Origin of the sequence: Methylobacter svalbardensis, from assembly GCF_037671525.1 — a bacterium.
GTDB classification, from domain to species: Bacteria; Pseudomonadota; Gammaproteobacteria; order Methylococcales; family Methylomonadaceae; genus Methylobacter_A; species Methylobacter_A svalbardensis.
Genome location: NZ_JAWPOH010000014.1, coordinates 1 through 24,009, shown reverse-complemented (window position 1 = coordinate 24,009; position 24,009 = coordinate 1). Strand labels below are relative to the sequence as shown.

The window sequence follows — 24,009 nt, the reverse complement described above, 5'->3', positions numbered from 1 at the left end:
AATGCGCTGTATTATGTGTTATTGAAAATCCAAGCGGTCTATAGGTTACAGACCCAATTCTATTTTGCGGTCAATACCGCCAGTGCAGCCCTTAAGTAATTAATCATCGACCATAATGTCAATATCGCCGCAATATACAACAAGCCGTAGCCGCAATAATTTATGGGTATACCCAGTAAATCTTCGCGATATAACAACATGCCAATTGCCAGCATTTGCGCCGTGGTTTTCCATTTTCCCAATTGGGAAACTTTAACCTGCGCCCGCTGTCCTATTTCTGCCATCCATTCTCGCAACGAAGCAATAGTGATTTCCCTGCCGATAATGACAGCGGCAGGAATAGCCAGATAAGGACTGGCTTGCTGCTGGACGATCAACACCAAAATCATGGACACCATCAATTTATCCGCCACGGGATCTAAAAAAGCCCCGAACGGCGTTTCCATCTGCATCTTTCTGGCAAGATAGCCGTCCAGCCAATCGGTGATCCCCGCAGCTAAAAAAATCAGCATGCAGGCAACATTGGAATATTCCCAAGGCAAGTAAAAAACCACGGTTAATAAAGGAATTAACGCGATTCTTAACAGCGTAAGATTTGTAGGTAAGTTAAATTCAATCATCTTGATGATGGAATAGTTCGTATATTCGTTGTGCCACAGAACGACTTATGCCGTCTACACTGCAAAGAGCATCCACGCCAGCTTGTGAAATGCCTTGCAGACCCCCAAATTGTTTCAACAAAATCTGTCGCCGTTTAGGCCCCAATCCCGGAATGGCTTCCATAGCCGATTGTTTTTTAGCCTTGCCTCGACGCTGCCTGTGTCCTGTTATCGCAAACCGGTGCGCTTCATCGCGAATATGCTGAATCAACAACAGACCGCTGGCTCCCGGCTTTATATCTATCGGCTGCTCCTGCTCCACCAGAATCAGCTTTTCCATGCCGGGTTTTCTATCCGGCCCTTTGGAAACACCGACTATCATAACATTATTTATGTCTAATTCCGCCAGTGCCTTTTGCGCTTCATGCACTTGGCCTTTGCCGCCGTCGATGAGCAATATATCCGGGGCCGTATGTTCTCCCTGTTTGAGCCGCTTAAAACGCCTGAATACCGCTTGATGTATGGCCGCATAATCATCGCCGCCGGTTATGCCTTCTATATTAAACCGGCGATAAGCCGATTTTACCGGACCTTCCCGGTCAAAAACAACGCAGGACGCAACCGTCTGTTCGCCCTGGGTGTGACTAATATCAAAGCATTCCAGGCGTTTCGGCAATTCCTTGCAGCCCAATTCTTCCTGCAAACTGAGAAACCTGGCATAAATCCCCTGTTTATCGGACAACTTGCTCAGCAATGAATTTTCGGCGTTGGTACAGGCCATTTGCAGCCATTTTAAGCGCTCGCCCCTGACATGATGAGAAATAGCCACCGGATGTTTTGCCTGAGTCGCCAACACTTCCATCAACAACTCGACTTCTTCCGGTTGATGACTGACGATCAATTCATGAGGCGTCTGTTTATCTAAGTAATATTGCGGAATGAACGCCTGGACGATAGCGGCCGGATCATAGTCATCAGTTATCTTGGGATAAAATACCTTGTTGCCCAGATGCTGTCCGTTGCGGATAAAAAATACCTGTACACATGCCACGCCGGCTTTGGTAGCGCAAGCAATAATATCGACATCGCCGCGTTCGCCATGCACAAAATGCTTTTCCAGCACCGAGCGCAATTTTGCGATCTGATCCCTGAAACCGGCGGCCTGCTCATATTCCTGACTAGCCGCCGCCTGTTCCATCTTAACAATCAACTGGTCAATCAGCAGACTGCCCTTGCCTTCCAGAAACAGCACCGTGCTGCCAACATCCTGCGCATAGCCGGCTTTATCGATTAGACCGACGCAGGGCGCAGTACAGCGGCCTATCTGGTGTTGTAAACAAGGCCGGGAACGATTGTTGAAAACTGAATCCTCGCATTGCCTGATCGGAAAAATCCGTTGCAGCAATTTCAGACTTTCCTTGATGGCGCCGATACCCGGATAAGGACCGAAATATTTACCCTTACGCTTTTTTGCGCCGCGATGCAGGGTGATCTGGGGAAAATCCTGATCCGTAGACAGGAAAATATAGGGGTAGGATCTATCGTCTCTTAAGCAGATATTGTATCGGGGTTTATGGCGTTTGATTTGCTGGCATTCCAGCAACAATGCCTCGCCTTCGGTATGCGTTACCGTAACTTCAATGTTCGCAATCTTGGCGACCATCGTCTGTTGCTTGGTCGAGGCCGTTTGCTTTTTAAAATAGCTGGAAACCCGGTTTTTAAGGTTTTTAGCCTTGCCGATATAAATGATCTCGCCCTGGTCATTGAGCATCTTGTAAATGCCGGGGCGCGTGGTCAGGGTTTTTAAAAACGCTGTTACGTCAAAATGGTTTTCTGATGAATCGGGACTCACACTTTATCCTGGTAACATAAAACATTGCAAGGTTTTCATGATCTTACATTACGCTATATCCGCCAGATTGCCCTTGGTTTCCAGCCACACCTTCCGGTCTTGCGAACGTTTTTTGGCCAGCAATAAATCCAGCTGACCGTTGGTATCGTCGTTTTCCTCAACCGTTAACTGCACCAGTCTGCGGGTATCCGGATTCATCGTGGTTTCCCTCAGCTGGCTGGGGTTCATCTCGCCCAGGCCTTTAAAGCGTTGGACATTGATTTGGCCTTTGAGTTTTTCGGCGGCAATGCGATCCAGCACCCCTAGTCTTTCGGCTTCATCCAGCGCGTAAAACACCCTCTTGCCGACATCGATCCGGTACAACGGCGGCATCGCAACAAAGACGTGTCCTGCTACCACCAGCGCATTGAAATGCTGATAAAACAACGCGCAGATCAGGGTCGCAATATGGTTGCCGTCGGAATCGGCATCGGCCAGGATGCACACCTTACCGTAACGCAGGTTCTGCAAGTCGGAAGAACCCGGCTCTATGCCTAAGGCCACGGCAATATCATGGACTTCCTGCGACGCCATCACCTGAGCGGACTCGACTTCCCAAGTATTCAAAATCTTGCCGCGCAACGGCATAATGGCCTGAAAATCACGTTCCCTAGCCTGTTTGGCCGAACCGCCGGCCGAGTCCCCTTCGACCAGAAATAATTCAGTTCGGGATAAGTCCTGCGCCGAACAGTCGGCCAATTTACCCGGCAATGCGGGGCCTGAAGTGATTTTTTTGCGGATGATCTTTTTATTGGAGCGCAGCCGCTTTTGCGCGCTGGAAATAATGATTTCGGCAATTTTCTCGCCTTCGGCCGGGTTCTGGTTTAACCATAGACTGAAGCCGTCTTTTGCCACGCCGGACACAAAGGCCACGCATTCTCGGGAGCTGAGTCGTTCCTTGGTTTGCCCTGAAAACTGCGGGTCTTCCAGCTTTACCGACAGCACAAAATGGCAGTTTTCCCAGACATCTTCCGGGGCGACTTTAACGCCGCGCGGCAGGATATTTCGGATGTCGCAAAACTCGCGCATCGCTTCGGTCAGACCCGCCCGCAAGCCGTTGACGTGGGTGCCGCCTTGCGCGGTCGGCACCAGATTCACGTAACTTTCGGCCAGCACTTCCGCAGGATTTTCAATCGCCCAGACGATGCCCCATTCAACCGCTTCATGATTGGCGGCCATATTGCCCATAAACGGCTGTTCCGGGCTATAGTCAATATCGCCGATGCGGTCGAGCAAATATTCCTTCAGGCCGTCCTGATAACACCAAAAATAGTCTTCGTCGGTTTGATCGACTTTCAATGATATTTTCAAGCCCGGACATAAAACCGCCTTGGCACGCAACACATGCTTAAGCTTTAAGACCGATATTTTATTGGAATCGAAATATTTTTCATTCGGCCAGAACCGGATAGCCGTTCCGGTATTGTTCTTGCCGACCGTGCCGGTCTCCATCAATTCAGTTTGTTTTTCACCATCGGCATAATCCATCCGGTAAACCTTGCCATTCCTTTTGACTTCCACTTCCAGCTTTGCCGACAAAGCATTAACGACAGAGACGCCGACACCATGCAAACCGCCGGAAAACTGGTAATTTTTATTGGAAAACTTTCCGCCCGCATGCAGTTGGGTCAAAATCACCTCAACACCGGGAATGCCTTGTTCGGGATGTATATCGACCGGCATACCCCGGCCATTATCAGTGACCTGCACCGAGCCGTCTTTATACAAGACCACATCGATGGACGTAGCATGACCGGCCATCGCTTCATCAACGCTGTTATCGACAACTTCCTGCACCAGATGGTTGGGCCTTGTGGTATCCGTGTACATGCCGGGGCGCTTTCGCACCGGCTCCAATCCGCTTAAAACTTCAATTGCCGACGCGTTATATTCGTTACTCATACTTCCTAATCACTCACAATTCAATTTCATATATAATGTTCTGGTTCATCTATACATCGTATCATTAAAAATATTTTTATCTCATGCCGAAAAAGAAAACCGCGACTTTATTTGAAGATTCCCTCGCCGAACTTGAACAATTGGTCAACCAGCTTGAACAGGGCGAACTTTCGCTGGAAGAATCATTAAAGTCATTTGAGCGCGGGGTTAACCTGACCCGCACCTGTCAAAAAGCCCTGCAAGAGGCCGAACAGAAAGTTCAAATCCTAATTGAAAAAAACGGCACTCAAACCCTGGAGCCATTTACCGATGAGTAATGCGTTAAAAGACTATCTTGATTTTTGTCAAAACCGTGCAGAAAAGGCTTTAGACGCTCGCCTGCCCGGCGAAAACATATTGCCGCAAAAACTGCATCGAGCCATGCGTTACAGCGTATTGGATGGCGGCAAACGTATGCGCCCGATGCTGACCTATTGCACCGGAAAAACACTGGGCATAGCCCCTGAAGCATTGGACGGACCGGCTTGCGCTGTAGAGTTCATCCACGTTTATTCATTGATACATGACGATTTGCCAGCGATGGATGATGACGATCTCAGACGCGGAAAAGCCACCTGCCATGTGGCTTTTGATGAAGCGACCGCTATTTTAACCGGGGATGCGTTGCAGGCTTTGGCTTTTGAAATACTGGCCAATGATCCCAGCATCACCGCAACCGCCGAAGGCCGCTTGAAAATGATCACTGCGTTAACCAAAGCCGGCGGTTCCCAGGGCATGGTAGGCGGTCAGGCCATCGACCTGGAATCCGTAGGAACAAGCTTGACCCTGCCTGAACTGGAAAACATGCATATCCATAAAACCGGTGCGTTGATTCGTGCCAGCGTCAATATGGCTACTCTGGCCAAAGCGGATATAGATTCCACTGTTGCCAAGAAACTGGATAATTATGCCAAGTGCATAGGCTTATCGTTTCAAGTTAAGGACGACATTCTCGACGAAGAAAGCGATACCGCAACCTTGGGCAAAACCCAAGGCAAAGACCAGGATAATAATAAGCCCACCTACCCCGCCCTTTTAGGCTTGGCCGGAGCCAAACAAAAAGCCCAGGAGCTGCATGAGCAAGCGCTGGTCAACCTGAGCATTTTCGGCAGCGAAGCCGATTTATTGCGTGCTTTATCGCTTTATATCATTCAACGGGATCACTAGGAGACTGCTGACCGAGATGTGTTTCAGTTAATGTCATCCGAAAAGCATAGAGTTAGAAGCTGACTGATACTATATAACAGTAGTAGTTTAGACGTAAATTCAGCGGCCTGTTCGGTAGTCAGGAGGGTTGTCGACCTTGGTATTGCTGCTAACGACATCTATAATTGCAGTTTGCTGGAGGGTAATATTTAAAGCCCATGTTATCAGTCGGGAATATCATCCAGTGCTGTAGGACTTTCCACTGCACTGGCCCGCCTGATAGCCTCAAAAATGAGCCTACCGATGCACAACTTGAATTATCCGAGTCCTGGCCATTTAAAATGAAAGCGAAAATAGGTCAAAAAGCCCCGTTATTATCCGTGTCTGCCTGGGTTCAGGGAAATGAGGTAAATTTTGACCGGTTAACAGGCCAAGTCGTATTAGTCGAAGTATTTCAAGTCAATTGTCCGGGTTGTTTTTTATATGCATTGCCTCAGGCAGTATCCTTATACCAAAAATATTCGGAACACGGTTTAACGGTATTGGGCATCGCCACCGCATTTGAGGATTTTGATAAAAACAACCTGGAAAACCTAATCCGTCTGGCTGAACATGGTGAGGTGGTCGGCGAAACGTTGCGCGTGTTAAGCCAACAAGGCAAGTTAAACGCAGGTCACCTGCCCTATCGCATTCCCTTTCCGCTGGCGATGGATCTGCTCAGACAGCGCGGCGAAGTGAGCGATAACGTCATCACCAACTTCATTCAAAATCATATGCCCGAGTTCGAACAACAATCAAAAGCGCATCAACAACAGCTCAGGCAGCAAGTACTACATTACTTACAGCCCCTTGATTACCATGCGGAAACCTTCGAACGTTTCGAGTTAAAAGGCACACCCTCGCATATTCTGGTGAATAAACAAGGCATACTCAGGGACTGTGCATTTGGCACTTATCCCGAACTGGAAGTGCGGATACTCGAATTATTGCAGGAATAATGTTTGCCCAAGCCTAATGCTTATCCCGAACTCAGGTTAATTAAGGCATAACTGAATTCAGCGGTACAATGGCAACCATGAATACTAATCTCACTCCATTTTCAGCACTCACTCCCGACATTATATTGAACGCGCTCGACAGTATCGGCCTGCATAGCGACGGCCGACTGCTGGCGCTCAATAGCTATGAAAATCGCGTCTATCAGGTCGGCATGGCGGATGCCTCTTTTATTGTAACCAAGTTCTACAGACCCGAGCGCTGGACGACTGCCGCCATTCTTGAAGAACATGCTTTCATTCAGGATTTATTCGACGCTGAAATCCCTGTGGTACCCGCCATTCCCTTTGGCGAAAATCAAACCTTAATCCACGCCGATGGCTTCCGCTTTTCGGTATTTCCCAGGCAAGGCGGCCGCGTGCCGGAACTTGATGGTCGCGACAAGCTCGAGTGGATGGGCCGATTTATCGCGCGCATTCATGCTGTCGGCGCGCTAAAGCCTTTTAAGGAACGTCCGACACTTGATATTGCCGGTTTTGGCGACAACCCCAGAGCTTTTCTGCTGGCAAATAACTTCATCCCGGCAGACCTTATCGAGGCTTACCGCAGTGTCTCTGAACACGCTCTGGATGGCGTAAGATGTTGCTTTGAACGCGCCGGTAAGGTAAAAAACATCCGTCTGCACGGCGATTGTTATCCCGGCAATATTTTATGGACCGATGACGGCCCGCATTTTGTTGATTTCGATGACAGCCGAATGGGCCCGGCGATACAGGATTTGTGGATGCTGCTGTCAGGAGATCGCGCCGACATGACTGTCCAATTAAACCATCTGCTATCCGGCTACCGGACTTTTTACGATTTCGATACCCGGGAACTGCATCTGATTGAAGCGCTGCGTACCTTGCGCCTGATTCATTATTCTGCCTGGATTGCACGGCGCTGGGATGATCCCGCGTTCCCTATGGCGTTCCCGTGGTTTGATACCCCGCGTTATTGGCAGGATCGAATTATTGAGCTGCGCGAACAGATCGCGTTAATGAATGAAGGGCCGCTTGAGTTGGTTTAACGCGATTGATGCGCTTCACGTTGTTCAGCACATCCTACGCACTCGGTTTAAAGCTTACCCTGCCGCATCAGCATGGTTTTTACCGGATTGAAGGTTCTTCTGTGTACATCTAAAAAGCCGAATTGCTCGATTTCGGCCAGATGCTGTTTGGTGCCGTAGCCCTTATGCAGATGAAACGCAAAATCTGGGTAGTTTTGATGATAATCAACCATCAACTTATCCCGTTCAACTTTTGCCAATATTGAGGCTGCGCTGATCGCCTGCACTTTGCTATCGCCTTTAACGATGGCCTGGGCAGGCATCGACAATTTAGGAAAACGGTTACCATCCACTAAAACCTCATCCGGCTGGATAGGCAAGCCGTTTACCGCTCTTTGCATTGCCAGCAGCGTGGCTTGCAGGATATTGAGTTCATCGATCTCTTCAACACTGGCCTCAGCAATCGACCAGCTTAAGGCTGCTTCCTTGATGAGGATATACAGACTATCGCGCTTGCTTGCGCTTAGTATTTTGGAATCAGCCAATCCGGTTATCGGCCTCAAGGGATCTAAGATAACGGCTGCGGCGAAGACCGGGCCTGCAAGCGGACCGCGTCCAGCTTCGTCAACGCCGGCAATGATAATATCGTCATCCATAGCAGCTTACACCTCTGGAACAAAAACATTTTCGTCCACGAAAAACACAAAAAGCACAAAAATTTTCAAAAAACTACCAATCTATCTAATGAGAAGATTTGTATTTCGTGTCTTTCGTGCTTTTCGTGGACAAACTGCCTTTCCATGTTTTAGCCGCGCTTATCGCAATATGCCGCGATTCACATTGCGCAAAAAACTGACCATATCAGACAATTCTTTGCTTTCACCGGCCAAATCTTCCATTTGGTCAATCGCATCTTCCAGACGCAGATTGGTCTTGTAAATGATCTTGTAGGCTTTTCTGATTAACCTGATGTCTTCAGGAGAGATGCCGTTACGTTCCATACCGACTGAATTGATGCCGTGCGGCCGGGTAGGCTTACCGCCGACCATAACAAAGGGGGGAATGTCCTGGGTAATCGCGCTGCCCATCGCGGCAAAGCTGTACTGGCCGATTTGGGTGAACTGATGCACCAGGGTAAATCCACCCAAGATGGCATGACTATGTAAATGCACATGTCCTGCCAATGAGGCCCCATTGGCCATAATAACATGATTGCCAATGAGGCAATCATGCGCCACATGGGTATACGCCATAAACAGGTTGTCATTGCCTATCTTGGTGAGACTGCGATCCTGCTTCGTCCCTCTGTGCATAGAGGTGTACTCGCGTATCGTATTTCTGTCACCAATTTCCAGCCGGGTTATCTCGGCTGCATATTTTTTGTCTTGGGGATCTTCGCCGATGGACGTGAATTGATAGATGCGATTATCTTTACCTATCGTAGTAGGTCCCTTAATAACAACATGCGAACCTATCACCGTACCGGCACCGATTTTTACCCCGGGACCTATGACCGAAAAAGGGCCAACCGATACATCATCGGCCAGCTCCGCTTCACTATCAATTATCGCTGTCGGATCAATCAAAACTAATTTACCACCGCTGCACATCTGATTTCCGCACTCGCAACGAACTCACCATCGACTTCTGCACGGCATTCAAATGCCCAGATATTGCGTTTGCTTTTAAGGAATCTTGCTTCCAGCATCAATTGATCACCGGGCACAACAGGTCTTTTAAACTTGGCCTTATCAATACCAGTCAAGTAATAAATCATCCCGGCCAGCTCATCGCCCGCTGTTTCCGATGCCAGCAATCCGGTAGATTGCGCCAGAGCCTCCAAAATCAGTACGCCCGGCATAATGGGTTTTTGTGGAAAATGTCCTTGAAAAAACGGTTCGTTATAAGTAACGTTTTTTACTCCCAGTAGTCTAACGCCAGGTTCACACTCAATAACCTTATCAACCAATAAAAAAGGGTAACGATGCGGCAAGAATTCTTGTATTTGTAAAATATCTAGCTTAATGGACATATTTGAGGATGCTTCTCTTAAAAGTTGATGACTATTCATAACCGGTAAAAGGCTAAGGGCAAAGAACAACCATATTGAAGTTTAGTTTTTTCGCCTTTCGCCCCTTGTGCCATTCGCCTAATCTTCAATAGCAATTGAGTGTGAATAGTTGAAAAATTGATATATATGATTATTCCGGCATGGTTGACAACTTTTGTTGAACTTGACTCGTTACGTCGATTTTTTCACTGGCATAAATAACGCCATCAGTCAGTAACAAATCGAAATTTTGATCCTTGGCTATTTCCCGAATAGCTTCAACGATACGACGTTGTAGCTTGCCCAACTCTTCATTACGACGCGCATTAAAATCCTCACTAAACTCCTGCTGAGCTCTTTTTGCATCTCTTTTCTTATTTAAAATATCTTTTTCCAGATTGGCTCGCGCCGACTCACCCATGACCGCCGCATCTTTGGCCATTCTTTCGTCCATACTTTGGATTTCTTTTTGCTGAGCAACCAGTTGCTTGTCTCGCGGTGAAAATTCTTGTTCCAGACGTTTTTTGGCTTTTTCTGCCTGGGGGGCTTTTTCAAGAACGGCTGGTATATTGACAAAGCCAATTTTTAAATCAGCATAGCTCACGTTAGCAGCAAGCAACAATCCTAAGAATAAAGCAATTTTCGTTTTCATTGTTAAACAGGTCTCTGGTGAAATTAAAATAAATAATGATTAAAAAATACGGCTATTTTGGCAGATTATAACCGCAGGGGCTACAGGCCGGTAGCCCCTGCGACAAAAACAACTTCTTCTAGAAATTCTGACCAAAATTAAATTGAAACATCTGTTTTTGATCCCCTGTTGCAACACCAAGATCTGACGTTCCAGATGGCTCAGCATTTAACGGTAATGCGGCACTAACGGATAAAGCACCGAAAGGCGACAACCATTCACCGGAAACCCCGACAGAATATTTCATGTTATCCGCTTTAAAGCCATTATTGATTGCTCCGGCGTCCAAAAAGGTGCCTAACCTGACTGATTTTGTCTCCGGCATAAAAGGTACCGGGAAAAACATTTCGGCATTGCCGATGATTTTACTGGAGCCGCCAAACGGAAAACCATTGGATTCTCTCGGACCCACCGTATTATTTTTAAAGCCGCGTATAGATCCCGTACCGCCCCCGAAATAATTTTCAAAGAAAGGCAAGCTATCTGTCTTTCCGTAACCATCCCCATAGGCCGCTTCAGCTTGCAGTCTGAACGTAAAATCTTTCGCCAAAGGCAAATAAAGCTGATGTTTATAGCCAATTTTATAATATTCCAGGTCACTTCCGGGGACTGTCGCCAACGCAGAAAACCGCTGTTGCCCACCTTTATTCGGGAAGATTGCCCGGTTAAGGGTGTCATGAGTCCAACCCACTGACGGCGCCAGTGTCAGATAGGTACTGCCTTGCTTATCAACAAAATCTTGAATTTGAGTGGATGAAAAATCAGTGGTACTCAGCTCGGTATGTTTTGCATCGAGATCAAAACGTAAGCTGTCGAATTCATTCAGGGGGATGCCAAAATTTATCCCTGCATTCATCACGTTGGTTGAATAATTGGCAATGTTCACTTGACCGGCATTGCGCTTGGTATAACCTAAATTATAGCCCTGACTGACACCATCCACAGTGAAATAAGGATTAAAAAAACCAAACTGATAACTTGTCGCATAACTACTATTATTAAAGGCAACATTTACCCGCTTGCCCGAGCCAAACACGTTATCCTGGGCAATATTAGCGTTCAACACTATCCCTTGGACTTGAGAAAATCCCACACCCGCCGACAAATTTCCGGAAGGCTTTTCTACTACCGAATAATTAACATCAATCTGATCAGCAGTGCCTGTAACCGGAGGTGTTTCAACATTCACTTCTTCAAAATAGCCCAAACGTTCAAGCCGGGTTTTTGACCGTTCAATTTTTGAACTTGAAGCCCAACTGGATTCCATCTGCCGCATTTCGCGGCGCAGTACTTCATCACGGGTTTTACTATTACCTTTCATGTTAATACGTCTGACATAAACGCGTTTGCCCGGATCGACAAAAAAAGTCATATCAACGGTTTTTTGGGCTTCGTTGATTTCCGGTATCATGTTGACGTTGGCAAAAGCGTAGCCGTCATCACCCAAGCGTTCAGAAATGGCTTTAGAGGTTTCGGTAGCGTTTTTTCTGGAAAAAATCTCGCCAGGACCGACCTTGACCAGCTTAATAAGCTCGGGAGGTGCAACGACCAGATTACCGGCTAATTTGACTTTTTCCAGCATATAAATATCACCCTCTTTGACATTAATGGTGACGTAAATATCTTTTTTATCCGGGGTAATGGCCACCTGCGTGGACTCAATGCTAAAGTTAATATAACCGCGATCCAGGTAATAGGAGCGCAAGGTTTCTAAGTCTCCCGACAACTTTTGCTTGGAATATTGGTCGTCTTTGGTGTAGAACGACAGCAAATTAGAGGTGTTCAACTCCAGATTGCGCAACAGCGTCTTATCATCGAAAGCATTATTGCCGACAATATTGATTTGTTTGATCTTTGCTACCCGGCCCTCAGAAATTTTGATATGAATGCCAACCCGATTCCGGGTGAGATTGGATACCTCCGTAGTTATCTTTAAGCCGTATTTACCATGACTGAAATATTGCCGACTTAATTCCTGCTCGACTTTATCCAACACCTGCTGGTCAAATACCTTGCCTTCAGCCAAACCAATTTTCTTTAAGGCTTTAGTCAAGTCGTCTTTACTCAGGTCTTTATTGCCTTCAAAAATGATTTTTGCAATCGAGGGTCGCTCTACCACATTAATAATCAGCGTTGAACCTTCTCTTTCCAGAGAAATGTCCTTAAAAAAACCGGTTTTGAAAAGTGCCTTGATTGCTAGAGCGGCATTATCCAATGAAAACTTGTCACCCACATTGACAGGGAGATAGTTATAAACAGTACCCACAGAGATGCGCTGAAGGCCTTTGACTTGAATATCTTCCACAATAAACCCTTCATCACTTTTAACTACTTGAGAAACAAGTACCAACAGCAATAGTAAGCAAGAAAAAATATTTAATTTCATGTGGAATTCTAAAAATAAAAGTAACTACTCAGCAGTTAGCAAAATAGAACATAAATGCCAAAAGTAGGCTCTTCTAGGCGACACGAAGTGGACTGGCAAGGACTGATAAAATGAAGATTTTTCATACAGATGACAGATAAAGTTATTAAGGTATTAAGGTATTTTAGTAAGGTATATTACGAATTTGGCTTCGGCTTTTTAGCTAGCTGTTTAAACCCGTCTAATCCATATTCTCATAAAGCCAGCATCTGCAGAGCAGTTACAAATATAACAGTATGGGGCAATCTTGAAAAACTGCCGAATTATATCACAGTAAATAGTTAAACGAACTTAAGCCCGACGAATAGGGAAACTAAGCACTTCATCAAGAGAGGCGCTACCCGACAATAGCAGCAACAAACGGTCCAGACCTATAGCCACACCTGAGCATTCCGGCAATCCTGATTCCAAAGCCGCAATAAGACGTTGATCTTTAACGGCAACAGGCAATTCTTCTTGTTGCCGAATAGCCAGTTCCCGGTCAAATCGCCTGCTTTGTTCTTTAGCATCCGCCAGCTCATAATACCCATTGCCCAGCTCAACACCATTAATAAACAATTCAACTCGATCAGTAACCTGCGCATTATCTTTATTGATTCTTGCTAATGACGACTGACAAGCGGGATAACCGTAAACCATACACAACGCGTTTTCACCCAAATGCGGCTGAACCTTATGGCTAAATATAAAATCCAGCCATAACCCATGATCGTGTCCACAAATATCCACCGCTTCAGGTATTTGGCTTTCCATGGCAAATCCGCAATAGTCCTGATAGGAAAATATCAGGGGATCTAAACCGGTATACGAAACAAATACGTCCTGATAACTGACTCTTTGAGTTTCCTGTAACGACTGCTCTCTAAACAGACCAGCAAACAGTTCGGTGATTTCATCCATTAACTGCGGCAAGGTAAAGCCGACCCGATACCATTCCAGCATCGTAAACTCAGGATTATGAAAACGCCCGGACTCTCCGTTTCTGAATGCCTTGCCTATCTGATAGATACAACCGCTGCCGGCTGCGAGCAGCCGTTTCATCGCAAACTCAGGCGATGTCTGCAAAAACAGAGTTTGCCGCTGTGGTGACAAACAATACTCAGTGGTAAAAAATTCCAACTGAGGATCCGTTCCAATGCTATGACTGAGTAGCGGCGTCTCTACTTCCAGCACCGATCGTTCCGCAAAATACTGACGCAGTTCGGCCAGCATCCGCGCCCTTGAATGCATCAGCTCTATGGCGCATGACGGCCGCCAGTCAGCTAACACTACTCTTTTACGCGGGAAACGTATTCGCCGGTACGAGTATCGACTTTAATCACTTCGCCAATTTGCACAAACAAAGGCACCCTGACTACCGCGCCAGTCTCCAAGGTTGCAGGCTTGCCGCCTCCACCCGAAGTATCGCCACGCACACCAGGATCTGTTTCAATAATTGCCAAGTCGACAAAGTTGGGTGGCGAGATCGCAAGAGGCGAATCATTCCATAAAGTTACCGTGCAGGAATCCTGATCTTTCAACCATTTACCCGCATCACCGACAACTTTTTGATCAGTCTGATACTGCTCAAAAGTGTCCGGCACCATAAAATGCCAGAATTGGCCGTCGTTATAAAGATATTGCATCTCGGCATCGACCACATCGGCACCTTCAATCGACTCACCCGATTTAAAGGTTCTTTCAATGACCCGGCCGGTTTTCAAATTCCTGATTTTTACCCGGCTAAAAGCTTGGCCTTTTCCAGGTTTTACAAATTCATTTTCAATAATCGCACAGGGATCGTTATCCAACATAACTTTCAACCCGGCTTTAAACTCATTAGTGCTGTAAGTGGCCATTTTATCCTCAAAGATGACAAACAATGTAAAACTCAGCCATTATAATAGAGCCAACAACCGATAGAAACTTTAATAAGCCATTTCATGTCAGAGCCATATTCCGAAATCCAACACTTTACTAAAAACTGGCAACAACAACTTGCCGAAGCTTTTAACAACATTGAAGACCTCTGTCGTTACTTACAGTTATCGCCGGATGACTTACCGGTTTCGGTTGCTGCAACTAAAAACTTCCCTTTACGCGTTCCGCTAAGCTTTGCAGACTGCATGAAAAAAGGCAATCCGCATGATCCTTTGTTACGCCAGGTATTACCTGTAAATGAAGAACTGCTCACCTATCCGGGTTTTAACCATGATCCGGTCGGCGATCTTGAGGCAGCCACCCAGACAGGTGTTTTACATAAATACCACGGTCGGGTTTTGCTTATCAATACCGGCAGCTGCGCGATCAATTGCCGGTATTGTTTCCGCCGCAATTTTCCGTACGCTGATTTGCAACTCAGCAAACAAAAGGAAGAGGCCGCCGTCCAGTATATTCAGGCAGATGACAGTATCTCGGAAGTTATTTTAAGCGGCGGCGACCCCTTGCTGCTCAGCGATGCGCGGCTAAGCCGACTCATTCAGCAATTGAACGGTATCACACATTTAAAACGTATCAGAATACACAGCCGACTGCCTATCGTTCTGCCTGCCCGGATAACCGGTGAATTCATTAACACTCTGACCGAAAGCCCCAAACAAATCGTCATTGTCGTGCACTGCAACCATGCCAATGAAATCAGTGACCGCGTCATTGCCGCCTGTAACTTGCTGAAAACCAGCGGCATCACCGTGTTCAATCAATCGGTGCTGTTAAAAGGCATAAATGATAATGCCGAAGTACTATGTGAATTGAGCGAACAATTGTTCAGCCACGGCATTATCCCCTATTATTTGCATTTATTAGACAAAGCCACCGGCACCGGACATTTTGATGTTTCTGAACAACAAGCCTTGATACTTATCCGGCAAGTTCAAGCCACCCTGCCCGGCTATCTGGTGCCAAAGCTGGTCAAAGAACAAGCCGGAGCCGCATCAAAACTGTCTATTTTATAGTTTAGGAACGTGCGCGGCTTAACTTGAGCAAGGTAAGCGGACAGCTGCGAGACTGTGAAAAAATTCGTTTTTAGCATAGATCTAAGAAATAACCACGAAGAACACGAAGTTTTTAATGCATTGATGAATGCTGTAATTTTCTCCGTGTCCTTCGTGTTCTCTGTGGTAAATAATTTTTTCAGGAGGGTGTAAATACTTTCACAATCTCTGAGACCCTTGTGGGAGCGACGTCGCGATGATGGCATCGCTCCTACATTGATATAACATCAGTGCTATCAAATTTTAAATGCTTATCCCTGCTTAAATGGGGCTTAAAAGGGCATTAACCTTAGTTATCACTCACCCAAACCGAATCCAAATTAAGCGCTTTTTTGAGTTTAGCCGTATTTGAAACCGCTTCTGCTTTACTTTTAAAGCCTCCGGCTCGGAGCCGGTACATGGTTACATTCTTTTCACGGACCGGAACCACTTCGGCAATAACACCTAGGCGTGCAAATTCAGCCGCCTTGCTTTTCGCAAACCATTCCTGTTTGAATGCGATCAAATTCACCCCCCATTTTCCATCGACCTCTTGCTTTATTACTCTCCGGGCATCCTGTTTAATAACGGATTTGGTGGCATATGCAGGTTTAGCAGTTACTGTTTCCGGCTTAGCTTTCACTTTGGCAGGCACCGCTTCAGGTATTACTTCTGCTTTAGCAGGAGCTGTTCCATGCATGGCTTTCTCTTTGATCGGCGCATGCTCGTGCGCAACACCCTCTTTTTTGGTCGGTTCATGCTCCTGTACATTACCGTCCTTAACCGGCGCAGGCGCAGGCTCCACTTCGACCTTAGCCGGTTCAACATCGGATGACGCTAAAGACCACTTCTCTTCTGAATCGCCAATTTTGGCCTGCAACATGTCCAGCGCCTTGCTCACCCTATCCTGTTTTACCGCGATATCAGGTACTTTGGTATTTAATAAATCAACGGGAAACTGGGGATTCCCTTTCAGCTCGGTTATAAACCCATAGACCTGCTGATTCAACTGCACCACAGAATTCACCATAGCGTTAATTTCTGCATTAGGATTGTTTGCAACAATTTTTGCCAAGTCCGCCTCAAGAGCTGAAACATCTTCAGTTAATTTTGAAACTTCAGTTTTAGCACTATGGGTCATCACGCCCAGTGCAGCAGCTGCACTTAACGCAACAACACCGAACCCCAACGCCACATAACCGAAGATCTTCGCTTTTTTAACTTTATTTTCCGCATCTTCCAGCTGTTTTTTAATGTCTTCCCGTTCAAATCCAAATGGACTCAATATGACATCTCCAGTGTCATCTATAACCGTGTCAGCTGTTTGTTTCGGCTTGGATTCGGCAACTGCTTCGTTACCGCTTGATTGCAGCTCCGGCTCAAAAGCCGGCATAGTTGCATCTTCATTCAAGAAGTCAGTATCACCAAAGGCATCTGCAAACTCATCTTCTTGAATGCCTGCATCATCGCTGCCTATCTCGGAAATTTCCGTATCGGCAGTAATATCAAAGTCAGGCAACAGAAAATCATCTTCCTCTGTTGATAACTTATCAGTGCCCGCTAACTGAGTCGCCTCCATCTCCTTAGAAAAATCATCACTGACTTCATCCAATTGAAAAAAATTATCAATTTTGCTCAAGTCCGAATCATCACCCATCGCATCTTTTTTTCCGCCCGTTTGTTCTAATGCACCCTCGGAATCAGAATCAGCATCAGCGAATAGATTGGCAAAACTATTTTCATCATCCTGAATCAGGCCTGATGCGTCAAAATCATCGCCATAGCCGGAAAAATCATCCACCTCATCTGGCAGGGCGGCAACAGCATCGTCAAGCGCTTCCGTTTTTTCGTCTGCTTGTACTAACGCATCCTTCGTATCTAAACCGGTATCAGGGAACAAGTTATCATTGTCATCTGAGAATTGTTCATTGGGCACAACCAAATCTGCCGAAGTCTCAACTTCATCATCCCGAATCAGATCCGATTCGTCAAAATCAACACCAGAAAAATCATCCACTTCATCCGACAGGTCGGCAACATCGTCAGAAGATGAATCCTCTGTAGTCGGGCCTGATTCCCCAGAACCCGCTAACGACATTATGTCCGATTCAATGAAGTCACTAAAGTCTGAAAAATCATCCGGCGTCTCAGTCACAACAGCGTCCACTTCCATGCTTGGCTCTTCAACTAATGAGGGTGCAATTAAATCCTCTGGAGCCGGTCCTTCAAGCTCATCCTTCTGAATCATATCCGATTCATCAAAATCATCACTAAGACCAAAAGAGTCATCAAACTCATCTTCTATAACAGCGGATGAAGGCTCCTCAGCCTGTTCCAACGCTTCATGAACATCGCTATTTGATTGCACCGGCGCACCGTCTGCATCAAATTCCACGCTCATCAGCAACCTGTCAAGGGCATCTTCGTCACCCTCCTGCTCATTTGACTGAGTAAAAGCTGAACTCCCTACAGCTTGTTCTGACTGCTCGGTTTCGACCGCTGCGGTTCCAGGCGAGTCCTGCCGAACCATCTTAGGCTCATTAAAATTAGCCCCAAAATCGTCAAAACTTAAAAAATCATCTAATTCATCAACATCCTTGTTCGCCTCTGCTTGTATTAACGCATCATCGACATCAAAGTCGGCATTCATCAGCAATCTATCGATAGCATCTTCGTCGTCCTGAGACTCATTCGTCGGGAGAACAGAAGAAGAATCTGCCTCGTCCAACATGGCATCAAGATTATCGCGTTTTTCATTTAATTTTTTATCTATTGGATCAGTCATATTCAAGTTAAGCAATGAGTTATAAGATAACCACAAAGTGTCAATGCAGCGTTCAGTACTTTTCGGCAGAAAAACAATTTTCATTATTTTAATACCAAATAAACTTAATGTTTCATAAAGTTTCACCGATTTGATGCTAAACTCCCAAAAAAACTTTTAAGAAGAAAAATGCAACTAGCCATCACCGCCTTAGGCAACCATAAAATTAATTTTATTGCCGAAATATTACCCGCCGTGCGCGACTGTAAATGTAATATTTTGGAAATAAGGTCATCCCGTCTTGCTCAGTCCACTGCGGCCTACCTGCTTATTTCGGGCAACTGGAATCAGATTGCCAAACTTGAAAGCACCCTGGACATTATCCAAAAACGACTGGACATTAAAATTCACACCTTTCGGCCTGAGCAAAAAGACAAGCCTAAAGAGTGTATTCCCTATTCACTGGAAACCATATCGCTGGATCGCGATAATGTCACAGAATCCATTACCTCCTTTTTATTTGACAGGGAGATAGACATTGAGGAAATAAGCGGCAGCTGCTATCAGGCTCCGTACATTCAAACCTCGGTATTCTCAACCAAATTCGTGATTTTGATCCCACCGCAACTTCCCCTGCTGTCGCTACGTGAAGAGTTTCTGGATTTCTGCGACCGGTTAAATATAGATGCCATTCTTGAACCCATAAAACGATAAACTTAACCATGATAACTCCCGGCAACCCTGTACCCGATTTTGAGGCTTCATCTACTGGCGATAAAACAGTAAAACTAAGCGGCTATCGAGGTAAATACCTGGTTCTTTATTTTTACCCAAAAGACAACACGCCCGGTTGCACTCAGGAAGGCCAAAGTTTTCGCGATAACATCGAAAAATTCATCGCGCTCAATGCCGTCATCGTAGGCGTATCCCGTGATAGCGTCCGCGTTCATGAAGGCTTTAAATGCAAACAGGAATTTCCGTTCGATCTGCTTTCAGACCCGGATGAAAAACTGTGTCAGCTGTTTGACGTGATCAAAATGAAAAACCTGTACGGCAAGCAGGTGCGCGGCATCGAGCGCAGTACCTTTCTGATCGATCCCGAAGGCTTACTGGTCCATAAATGGCGCAAAGTAAAAGTTAAAAACCATAGTGAAGAAGTACTCCAAACCTTACATAAACTCACGGACGAATAACCATGAACATCCAAACATCACCGGATAAAAAACTGTTTGTCTTAGACACCAATGTGCTGATGCATGATCCAGCGTCCATCTTCCGTTTCAAGGAACATGACCTTTTTATCCCGATGATTGTTCTGGAAGAACTCGATCATGCAAAAAAAGGCCTCACCGAACTGGCGCGCAATGTCAGACAGGTCAGCCGGTTTCTGGATGAATTAATCCAAGATGCCAACCAGCAAACCATCAACGACGGCCTACCGTTGTCGAGCATAAAACACGGCCCAGCTACCGAGACAACAAGCGGACGCTTATATTTTCAAACCAGCGAAATGACCGCACTGTTGCCGGAAAGCATGCCCGGCAATCTTGCCGACAACTCCATACTCAGAATCGTCTTAGCGCTCACCAAAAAACTGCCCGATATCAACGTTATTTTGGTGTCAAAAGACATCAACATGCGCATCAAGGCAGCGACCCTGGAGTTGCTTGCCGAAGACTACCATAGCGACCAGACACTGGATGATATTGACCTGCTCTACAGCGGCTCAATGGCATTGGAAGACGATTTCTGGGCTGTGCATGGCGCTAAAATGGAATCCTGGCATGAAAAAAACAATACTTTCTACAAACTGGAAGATCCAATAGTCTCAGAATGGTATCCCAACCAGTATCTGTACATCGAAGACGAAAGCAATTTTGAAGCCATCGTCAGATCTTGCGACGGACAGGTTGCAGTATTGGAATTGGCAAAGGATTATCGTGCAAAGCACAACAATATCTGGGGCATAACGGCAAAAAATCGGGAGCAGAACTTTGCCCTCAATGTCTTACTGGACCCCGGCATCGACTTTGTAACCTTATTGGGCACGGCGGGAACCGGAAAAACTCTATTAGCCCTGGCCGCAGGACTTAACCAGACCCTAGAAAACAAAGCCTACCAGGAAATCATCATGACCCGCGAAACCGTCCCCGTCGGCGAAGACATAGGCTTTCTGCCCGGCACCGAAGAGGAAAAAATGGCGCCATGGATGGGTGCGTTAATCGACAATCTCGAACTGCTAGGCAGTAATGCCGAACACGGCGAATGGGAACAAGGCGCCGCCAGTAACATTATTATGAATCGGGTCAAAATCAGGTCGCTTAACTTTATGCGCGGACGGACATTCCTCAATCGCTACCTGATCATCGATGAGGCTCAAAACCTGACCTCAAAACAAATGAAAACCCTGATAACCCGCGCAGGCCCTGGAACCAAGGTTATCTGTATCGGCAACCTGTCGCAAATAGACACGCCTTATTTAACGGCGACAACATCCGGCTTAACCTATGTTGTAGACCGTTTTAAAACTTGGCCTCATGGAGCGCATATCACCTTGCGGCACGGCGAGCGTTCACGCTTGGCCGACTACGCTTCAGATATTTTGTAGATACCGGCTTAAACAATGTTGGCCGAAATGATGGCCAATGGATCGGCCAAGACATAGCTTCTGATACCAATTTTTTAAAAACTGATGTTACGCACTGTCCACGAAAAGCACGAAAGCCACGAAAAAATGTAGAGACATATATTCGGTGTAATGCCAAATTATTCATTCATATCAATGTGACTAGAACTGGCATTCATGCCAGCATAACAATACTAGCCAAGGTTTATTGTAACGTTAGCGCTCAGCCGTACCACGTAGAATAGCCGGTCGACTTCTGGCATCCTCACATTTTTTAGTGAGGATAAATAATGAAAATAAGCACACAATGGCGGCGTCATGTGAACGCTTGGCATGAGAGTGGACTAAGCCAGGCGGATTATTGTCGCCAGCAAGACATCAATCCTAAAACCTTCTCGCGGTGGGCACGGCATGAATTAGCCATGGATAAGGATGTTCCTCTCGAAGTCATTCCTATACAAATAGTCCAGTCAGCTCCGGCCGCTACCACCGAAGTAAGCATGATACTTCGACTTGCACAGGGTGCTCAACTTGAGCTGTCTACGGCGGTGTCACCCCGTTGGCTGGCAGAGTTGCTGCAATGCCTGGCTTGATCGCTAACCCTGGCCAAATTTGGCTAAGCGTAGCCCCCGTAGATCTTCGTCGGGGAATGGATGGACTGTCGACACTGGTACAGCAAACCTTGGGTCAGTCCTGCGTTGGATCAGCCTTTGTATTTCGCAACGCCTCCGGTAATCGCATCAAAGTTCTGCTGTGGGATGGCAACGGCGTGTGGTTGTGTCAGCGTCGGTTACATCAGGGGCATTTCATTTGGCCCACGTCAGGAGAGCGCTGCTTTTCGATTACTCAAGCGCAGTGGGAATGGCTAATTGCCGGGGTCGATTGGCGACGTTTATCGGCTGTACTACCCGACTATTTACACACCTGATTTGAGCTGTTTTTTGGCTTGGAAAATCACTGCAAACCCAGTATTTATAGTGGATGCAGCGTGTTTTTATGGTAAAATACTTATCATGAAAGCACTGAGCCAGCTAGATGAATTGAACCTTGATGCTGCCGCCAAAACACAGGTGGCGGCACTGGTTCAAGCGCTGCTGGAGCAGGCGAACAAGGAAGCAGAAAAGTACCAAGTGGACCTTCAAGCCAAAGACCTCAAAATCCAAGCCCTGATTCTGGAATTGGCTCATCTTCGACGGATTCGCTATGGCGTAAGGAATGAAGCGTTGTCCAGTATACAACGCGACTTGTTCCAGGAAGCCTGCAACGAAGACATCGCAGCACTTGAAGCAGAAGTCGAGCAGGCCGAAGACGAACATTCCAGCTCCACTGTTACCAAACCTAAACGCCCTCGCGCGGGTCGCCAACCCTTACCACCCCATCTGCCGCGCATTGAGCATCGCCACGAACCGGAGTCCTGCCAATGCGGTCGGTGTGGTAAAGACTTGGTCAAGATAGGTGAAGACATCACTGAGCAACTGGATGTCGAGCCCGCCAAGTTCTTCGTTCACCGCCACATCCGTCCCCAATACGCCTGCCGTCCCTGTGAAACCATCACCGCTGCACCGATTCCGCCTGCTATCATTGATGGCGGCATGGCGGCGGTAGGCTTGCTGACCTGGGTGATGGTCAGCAAATATCTGGATCATCTGCCGCTCTATCGTTTGGAACAAATCGCCGCCCGCGACCATGTCATTTTGGCTAGATCCACCCTGGCGGAATGGGTCGGGCGCACCGGTGTGGCGCTACAACCCGTGGCAGATCGGCTTATTGAAATGCTGCTGGAGCGCGGCACCCTCCACGCCGATGAAACTCCGGTACCGCAACTCGATCCCGGCAGTGGAAAAACCAAAAGAGCCTACCTTTGGGCCTACCGCAGCAACGACCTGGAAGAAGGTCCTCGGATCATCGTCTTCGATTATCGGGGTGGACGAAGCGGGGAGCATGCACGCCAGTTCTTGGGTACGTGGCAAGGGCACTTATTGGTCGATGACTATGGCGGCTACAAGGTCTTGTTCTCAGCTGCACGCCAGGAAGCGTCACCCTGTATTGAGCTGGGCTGCTGGGCGCACGCACGCCGGAAGTTCTTCGATCTGCACAAGGCCAATGCCAGCTCCATGGCGCTGGAAGCCTTGACGCGTATCGGCAAGCTGTATGCTATCGAGCAACAAGGCAAAGCGCTGGGTATCGAAGCCCGCCAACAGCTACGTGCGGAACAAAGCCAACCGGTACTCGACGCATTGCATCAATGGCTCACCCAAACCCGCGCCAGCACCGCCAACGGCGGCGGCTCCGCCAAAGCCATGGACTATACGCTGAAACGATGGCCTGCCATGATCCGCTATGCAGAAACCGGTCATTTGCCCATAGACAATAACCCGGTGGAAAATACCATCCGCCCCATTGCCCTTGGTAAAAAGAACTGGTTATTCGCTGGTTCTGAGCGTGCGGGTCAACGGGCTGCCGCCATCCAAACGCTGCTGGGTACAGCAAAACTCAACGGAATAGATCCGGCAGCATGGCTTAGAGACACCCTGGAAAAACTACCCACCTGGCCCAACAGCCGTATCGACGAACTATTGCCGTTTGCACGTCCGGTCGAAGACGTTAAAACACAGCACGATAATGATGGATAGTTGGTAGCGTTGACCGCTTACATTAAGGCTATGTCATCGTTAACTATGGAATTTTTTATTTCTTTTTCATAAAATAAGCCATGTAGGTTTTCAATTGGAGATCATCATGAAAAACGCCGAGTTTTTTCAATTAATTACTGCAATCCGTGAATTAGATCATCACCAGCGCAAACTGCTGAACGCTGCCTTAAATCAACTATCCGACGAACCCAAAGTCCTCGAATTGATTGAGTCCTGCTTTGATGCTA

22 protein-coding genes are annotated in these 24,009 nt (G+C 46.9%); 11 read left to right on the top strand and 11 right to left on the bottom strand.

Annotated features, from left to right (window positions below):
• Positions 1 to 59 precede the first annotated feature (59 nt).
• From pgsA to parE, 3 genes are read right to left on the bottom strand one after another with little or no spacing between them, the layout of a single operon-like run.
• A complete protein-coding gene (pgsA, locus tag RW114_RS07710) occupies positions 60 to 620 on the bottom strand; it encodes a CDP-diacylglycerol--glycerol-3-phosphate 3-phosphatidyltransferase (RefSeq protein ID WP_340122164.1) in 561 nt (186 codons plus the stop codon).
• Positions 613 to 2,451: an excinuclease ABC subunit UvrC gene (uvrC, locus tag RW114_RS07705; protein ID WP_340122163.1), complete on the bottom strand. Its 1,839-nt coding sequence runs from the start codon at positions 2,449 to 2,451 to the stop codon at positions 613 to 615. The genes pgsA and uvrC overlap by 8 nt, the downstream gene beginning before the upstream one ends.
• A 48-nt stretch (positions 2,452 to 2,499) precedes the next feature.
• Positions 2,500 to 4,392: a DNA topoisomerase IV subunit B gene (parE, locus tag RW114_RS07700; RefSeq protein WP_340122162.1), complete on the bottom strand. Its 1,893-nt coding sequence runs from the start codon at positions 4,390 to 4,392 to the stop codon at positions 2,500 to 2,502.
• Positions 4,393 to 4,475: 83 nt separating this feature from the next.
• Between parE and RW114_RS07695 the strand changes: the two genes are divergently transcribed.
• From RW114_RS07695 to RW114_RS07680, 4 genes are all read left to right on the top strand, one after another.
• Complete coding sequence (locus RW114_RS07695) at positions 4,476 to 4,709, top strand: exodeoxyribonuclease VII small subunit (RefSeq protein ID WP_340122161.1); 234 nt, start codon at positions 4,476 to 4,478, stop codon at positions 4,707 to 4,709.
• The gene (ispA, locus tag RW114_RS07690) at positions 4,702 to 5,598 is read left to right on the top strand and encodes a (2E,6E)-farnesyl diphosphate synthase (RefSeq protein WP_340122160.1); all 897 of its coding nucleotides are present in this window, start codon (positions 4,702 to 4,704) and stop codon (positions 5,596 to 5,598) included. Before RW114_RS07695 ends, ispA begins: the two co-directional genes overlap by 8 nt.
• A gap of 320 nt (positions 5,599 to 5,918) precedes the next feature.
• Positions 5,919 to 6,575, top strand: coding sequence for a peroxiredoxin family protein (locus tag RW114_RS07685; RefSeq protein ID WP_340122159.1), 657 nt, complete (start codon positions 5,919 to 5,921; stop codon positions 6,573 to 6,575).
• 77 nt (positions 6,576 to 6,652) lie between these two features.
• A complete protein-coding gene (locus tag RW114_RS07680; RefSeq protein WP_340122157.1) occupies positions 6,653 to 7,642 on the top strand; it encodes a serine/threonine protein kinase in 990 nt (329 codons plus the stop codon).
• A gap of 47 nt (positions 7,643 to 7,689) precedes the next feature.
• Here RW114_RS07680 and rnhB read toward each other — a convergent pair whose 3' ends face one another.
• From rnhB to efp, 7 genes are all read right to left on the bottom strand, one after another.
• A complete protein-coding gene (gene rnhB, locus RW114_RS07675; RefSeq protein WP_340122156.1) occupies positions 7,690 to 8,277 on the bottom strand; it encodes a ribonuclease HII in 588 nt (195 codons plus the stop codon).
• A gap of 159 nt (positions 8,278 to 8,436) precedes the next feature.
• Positions 8,437 to 9,207, bottom strand: a complete 771-nt coding sequence (gene lpxA / locus RW114_RS07670; RefSeq protein ID WP_479687027.1) for an acyl-ACP--UDP-N-acetylglucosamine O-acyltransferase — start codon at positions 9,205 to 9,207, stop codon at positions 8,437 to 8,439.
• 2 nt (positions 9,208 to 9,209) lie between these two features.
• Complete coding sequence (gene fabZ, locus RW114_RS07665; protein WP_340122154.1) at positions 9,210 to 9,653, bottom strand: 3-hydroxyacyl-ACP dehydratase FabZ; 444 nt, start codon at positions 9,651 to 9,653, stop codon at positions 9,210 to 9,212.
• Between the two features lie 169 nt (positions 9,654 to 9,822).
• Positions 9,823 to 10,323: an OmpH/Skp family outer membrane protein gene (locus RW114_RS07660; protein ID WP_340122153.1), complete on the bottom strand. Its 501-nt coding sequence runs from the start codon at positions 10,321 to 10,323 to the stop codon at positions 9,823 to 9,825.
• A 118-nt stretch (positions 10,324 to 10,441) separates the two neighbouring features.
• The gene (gene bamA / locus RW114_RS07655; protein ID WP_340122152.1) at positions 10,442 to 12,748 is read right to left on the bottom strand and encodes an outer membrane protein assembly factor BamA; all 2,307 of its coding nucleotides are present in this window, start codon (positions 12,746 to 12,748) and stop codon (positions 10,442 to 10,444) included.
• A 330-nt stretch (positions 12,749 to 13,078) separates the two neighbouring features.
• The gene (gene epmA / locus RW114_RS07650; RefSeq protein WP_340122151.1) at positions 13,079 to 14,056 is read right to left on the bottom strand and encodes an EF-P lysine aminoacylase EpmA; all 978 of its coding nucleotides are present in this window, start codon (positions 14,054 to 14,056) and stop codon (positions 13,079 to 13,081) included.
• Complete coding sequence (gene efp / locus RW114_RS07645; protein ID WP_340122150.1) at positions 14,056 to 14,625, bottom strand: elongation factor P; 570 nt, start codon at positions 14,623 to 14,625, stop codon at positions 14,056 to 14,058. The genes epmA and efp overlap by 1 nt, the downstream gene beginning before the upstream one ends.
• 84 nt (positions 14,626 to 14,709) lie before the next feature.
• Here efp and epmB point away from each other — a divergent pair, with 84 nt between their 5' ends.
• Positions 14,710 to 15,720, top strand: coding sequence for an EF-P beta-lysylation protein EpmB (gene epmB, locus RW114_RS07640; RefSeq protein WP_340122149.1), 1,011 nt, complete (start codon positions 14,710 to 14,712; stop codon positions 15,718 to 15,720).
• Positions 15,721 to 16,048: 328 nt separating this feature from the next.
• On the opposite strand, the gene RW114_RS07635 is transcribed toward epmB, so the two are convergent.
• Complete coding sequence (locus tag RW114_RS07635; RefSeq protein WP_340122148.1) at positions 16,049 to 18,649, bottom strand: SPOR domain-containing protein; 2,601 nt, start codon at positions 18,647 to 18,649, stop codon at positions 16,049 to 16,051.
• 42 nt (positions 18,650 to 18,691) lie between these two features.
• Here RW114_RS07635 and RW114_RS07630 point away from each other — a divergent pair, with 42 nt between their 5' ends.
• The 6 genes from RW114_RS07630 to tnpC all read left to right on the top strand — a co-directional run bounded on the left by RW114_RS07630 (position 18,692) and on the right by tnpC (position 23,761).
• On the top strand, positions 18,692 to 19,216 hold the full coding sequence (locus tag RW114_RS07630; protein WP_340122147.1) for a glycine cleavage system transcriptional repressor: 525 nt from the start codon (positions 18,692 to 18,694) through the stop codon (positions 19,214 to 19,216).
• 8 nt (positions 19,217 to 19,224) lie between these two features.
• On the top strand, positions 19,225 to 19,695 hold the full coding sequence (locus RW114_RS07625; RefSeq protein WP_340122146.1) for a peroxiredoxin: 471 nt from the start codon (positions 19,225 to 19,227) through the stop codon (positions 19,693 to 19,695).
• Positions 19,696 to 19,697: 2 nt separating this feature from the next.
• The gene (locus RW114_RS07620) at positions 19,698 to 21,110 is read left to right on the top strand and encodes a PhoH family protein (protein WP_340122145.1); all 1,413 of its coding nucleotides are present in this window, start codon (positions 19,698 to 19,700) and stop codon (positions 21,108 to 21,110) included.
• Positions 21,111 to 21,418: 308 nt separating this feature from the next.
• Complete coding sequence (gene tnpA / locus RW114_RS07615) at positions 21,419 to 21,721, top strand: IS66 family insertion sequence element accessory protein TnpA (protein ID WP_340122144.1); 303 nt, start codon at positions 21,419 to 21,421, stop codon at positions 21,719 to 21,721.
• Complete coding sequence (gene tnpB, locus RW114_RS07610) at positions 21,709 to 22,056, top strand: IS66 family insertion sequence element accessory protein TnpB (protein ID WP_340122143.1); 348 nt, start codon at positions 21,709 to 21,711, stop codon at positions 22,054 to 22,056. Before tnpA ends, tnpB begins: the two co-directional genes overlap by 13 nt.
• Positions 22,057 to 22,141: 85 nt before the next feature.
• On the top strand, positions 22,142 to 23,761 hold the full coding sequence (gene tnpC, locus RW114_RS07605) for an IS66 family transposase (RefSeq protein ID WP_340122142.1): 1,620 nt from the start codon (positions 22,142 to 22,144) through the stop codon (positions 23,759 to 23,761).
• Positions 23,762 to 24,009 lie beyond the last annotated feature (248 nt).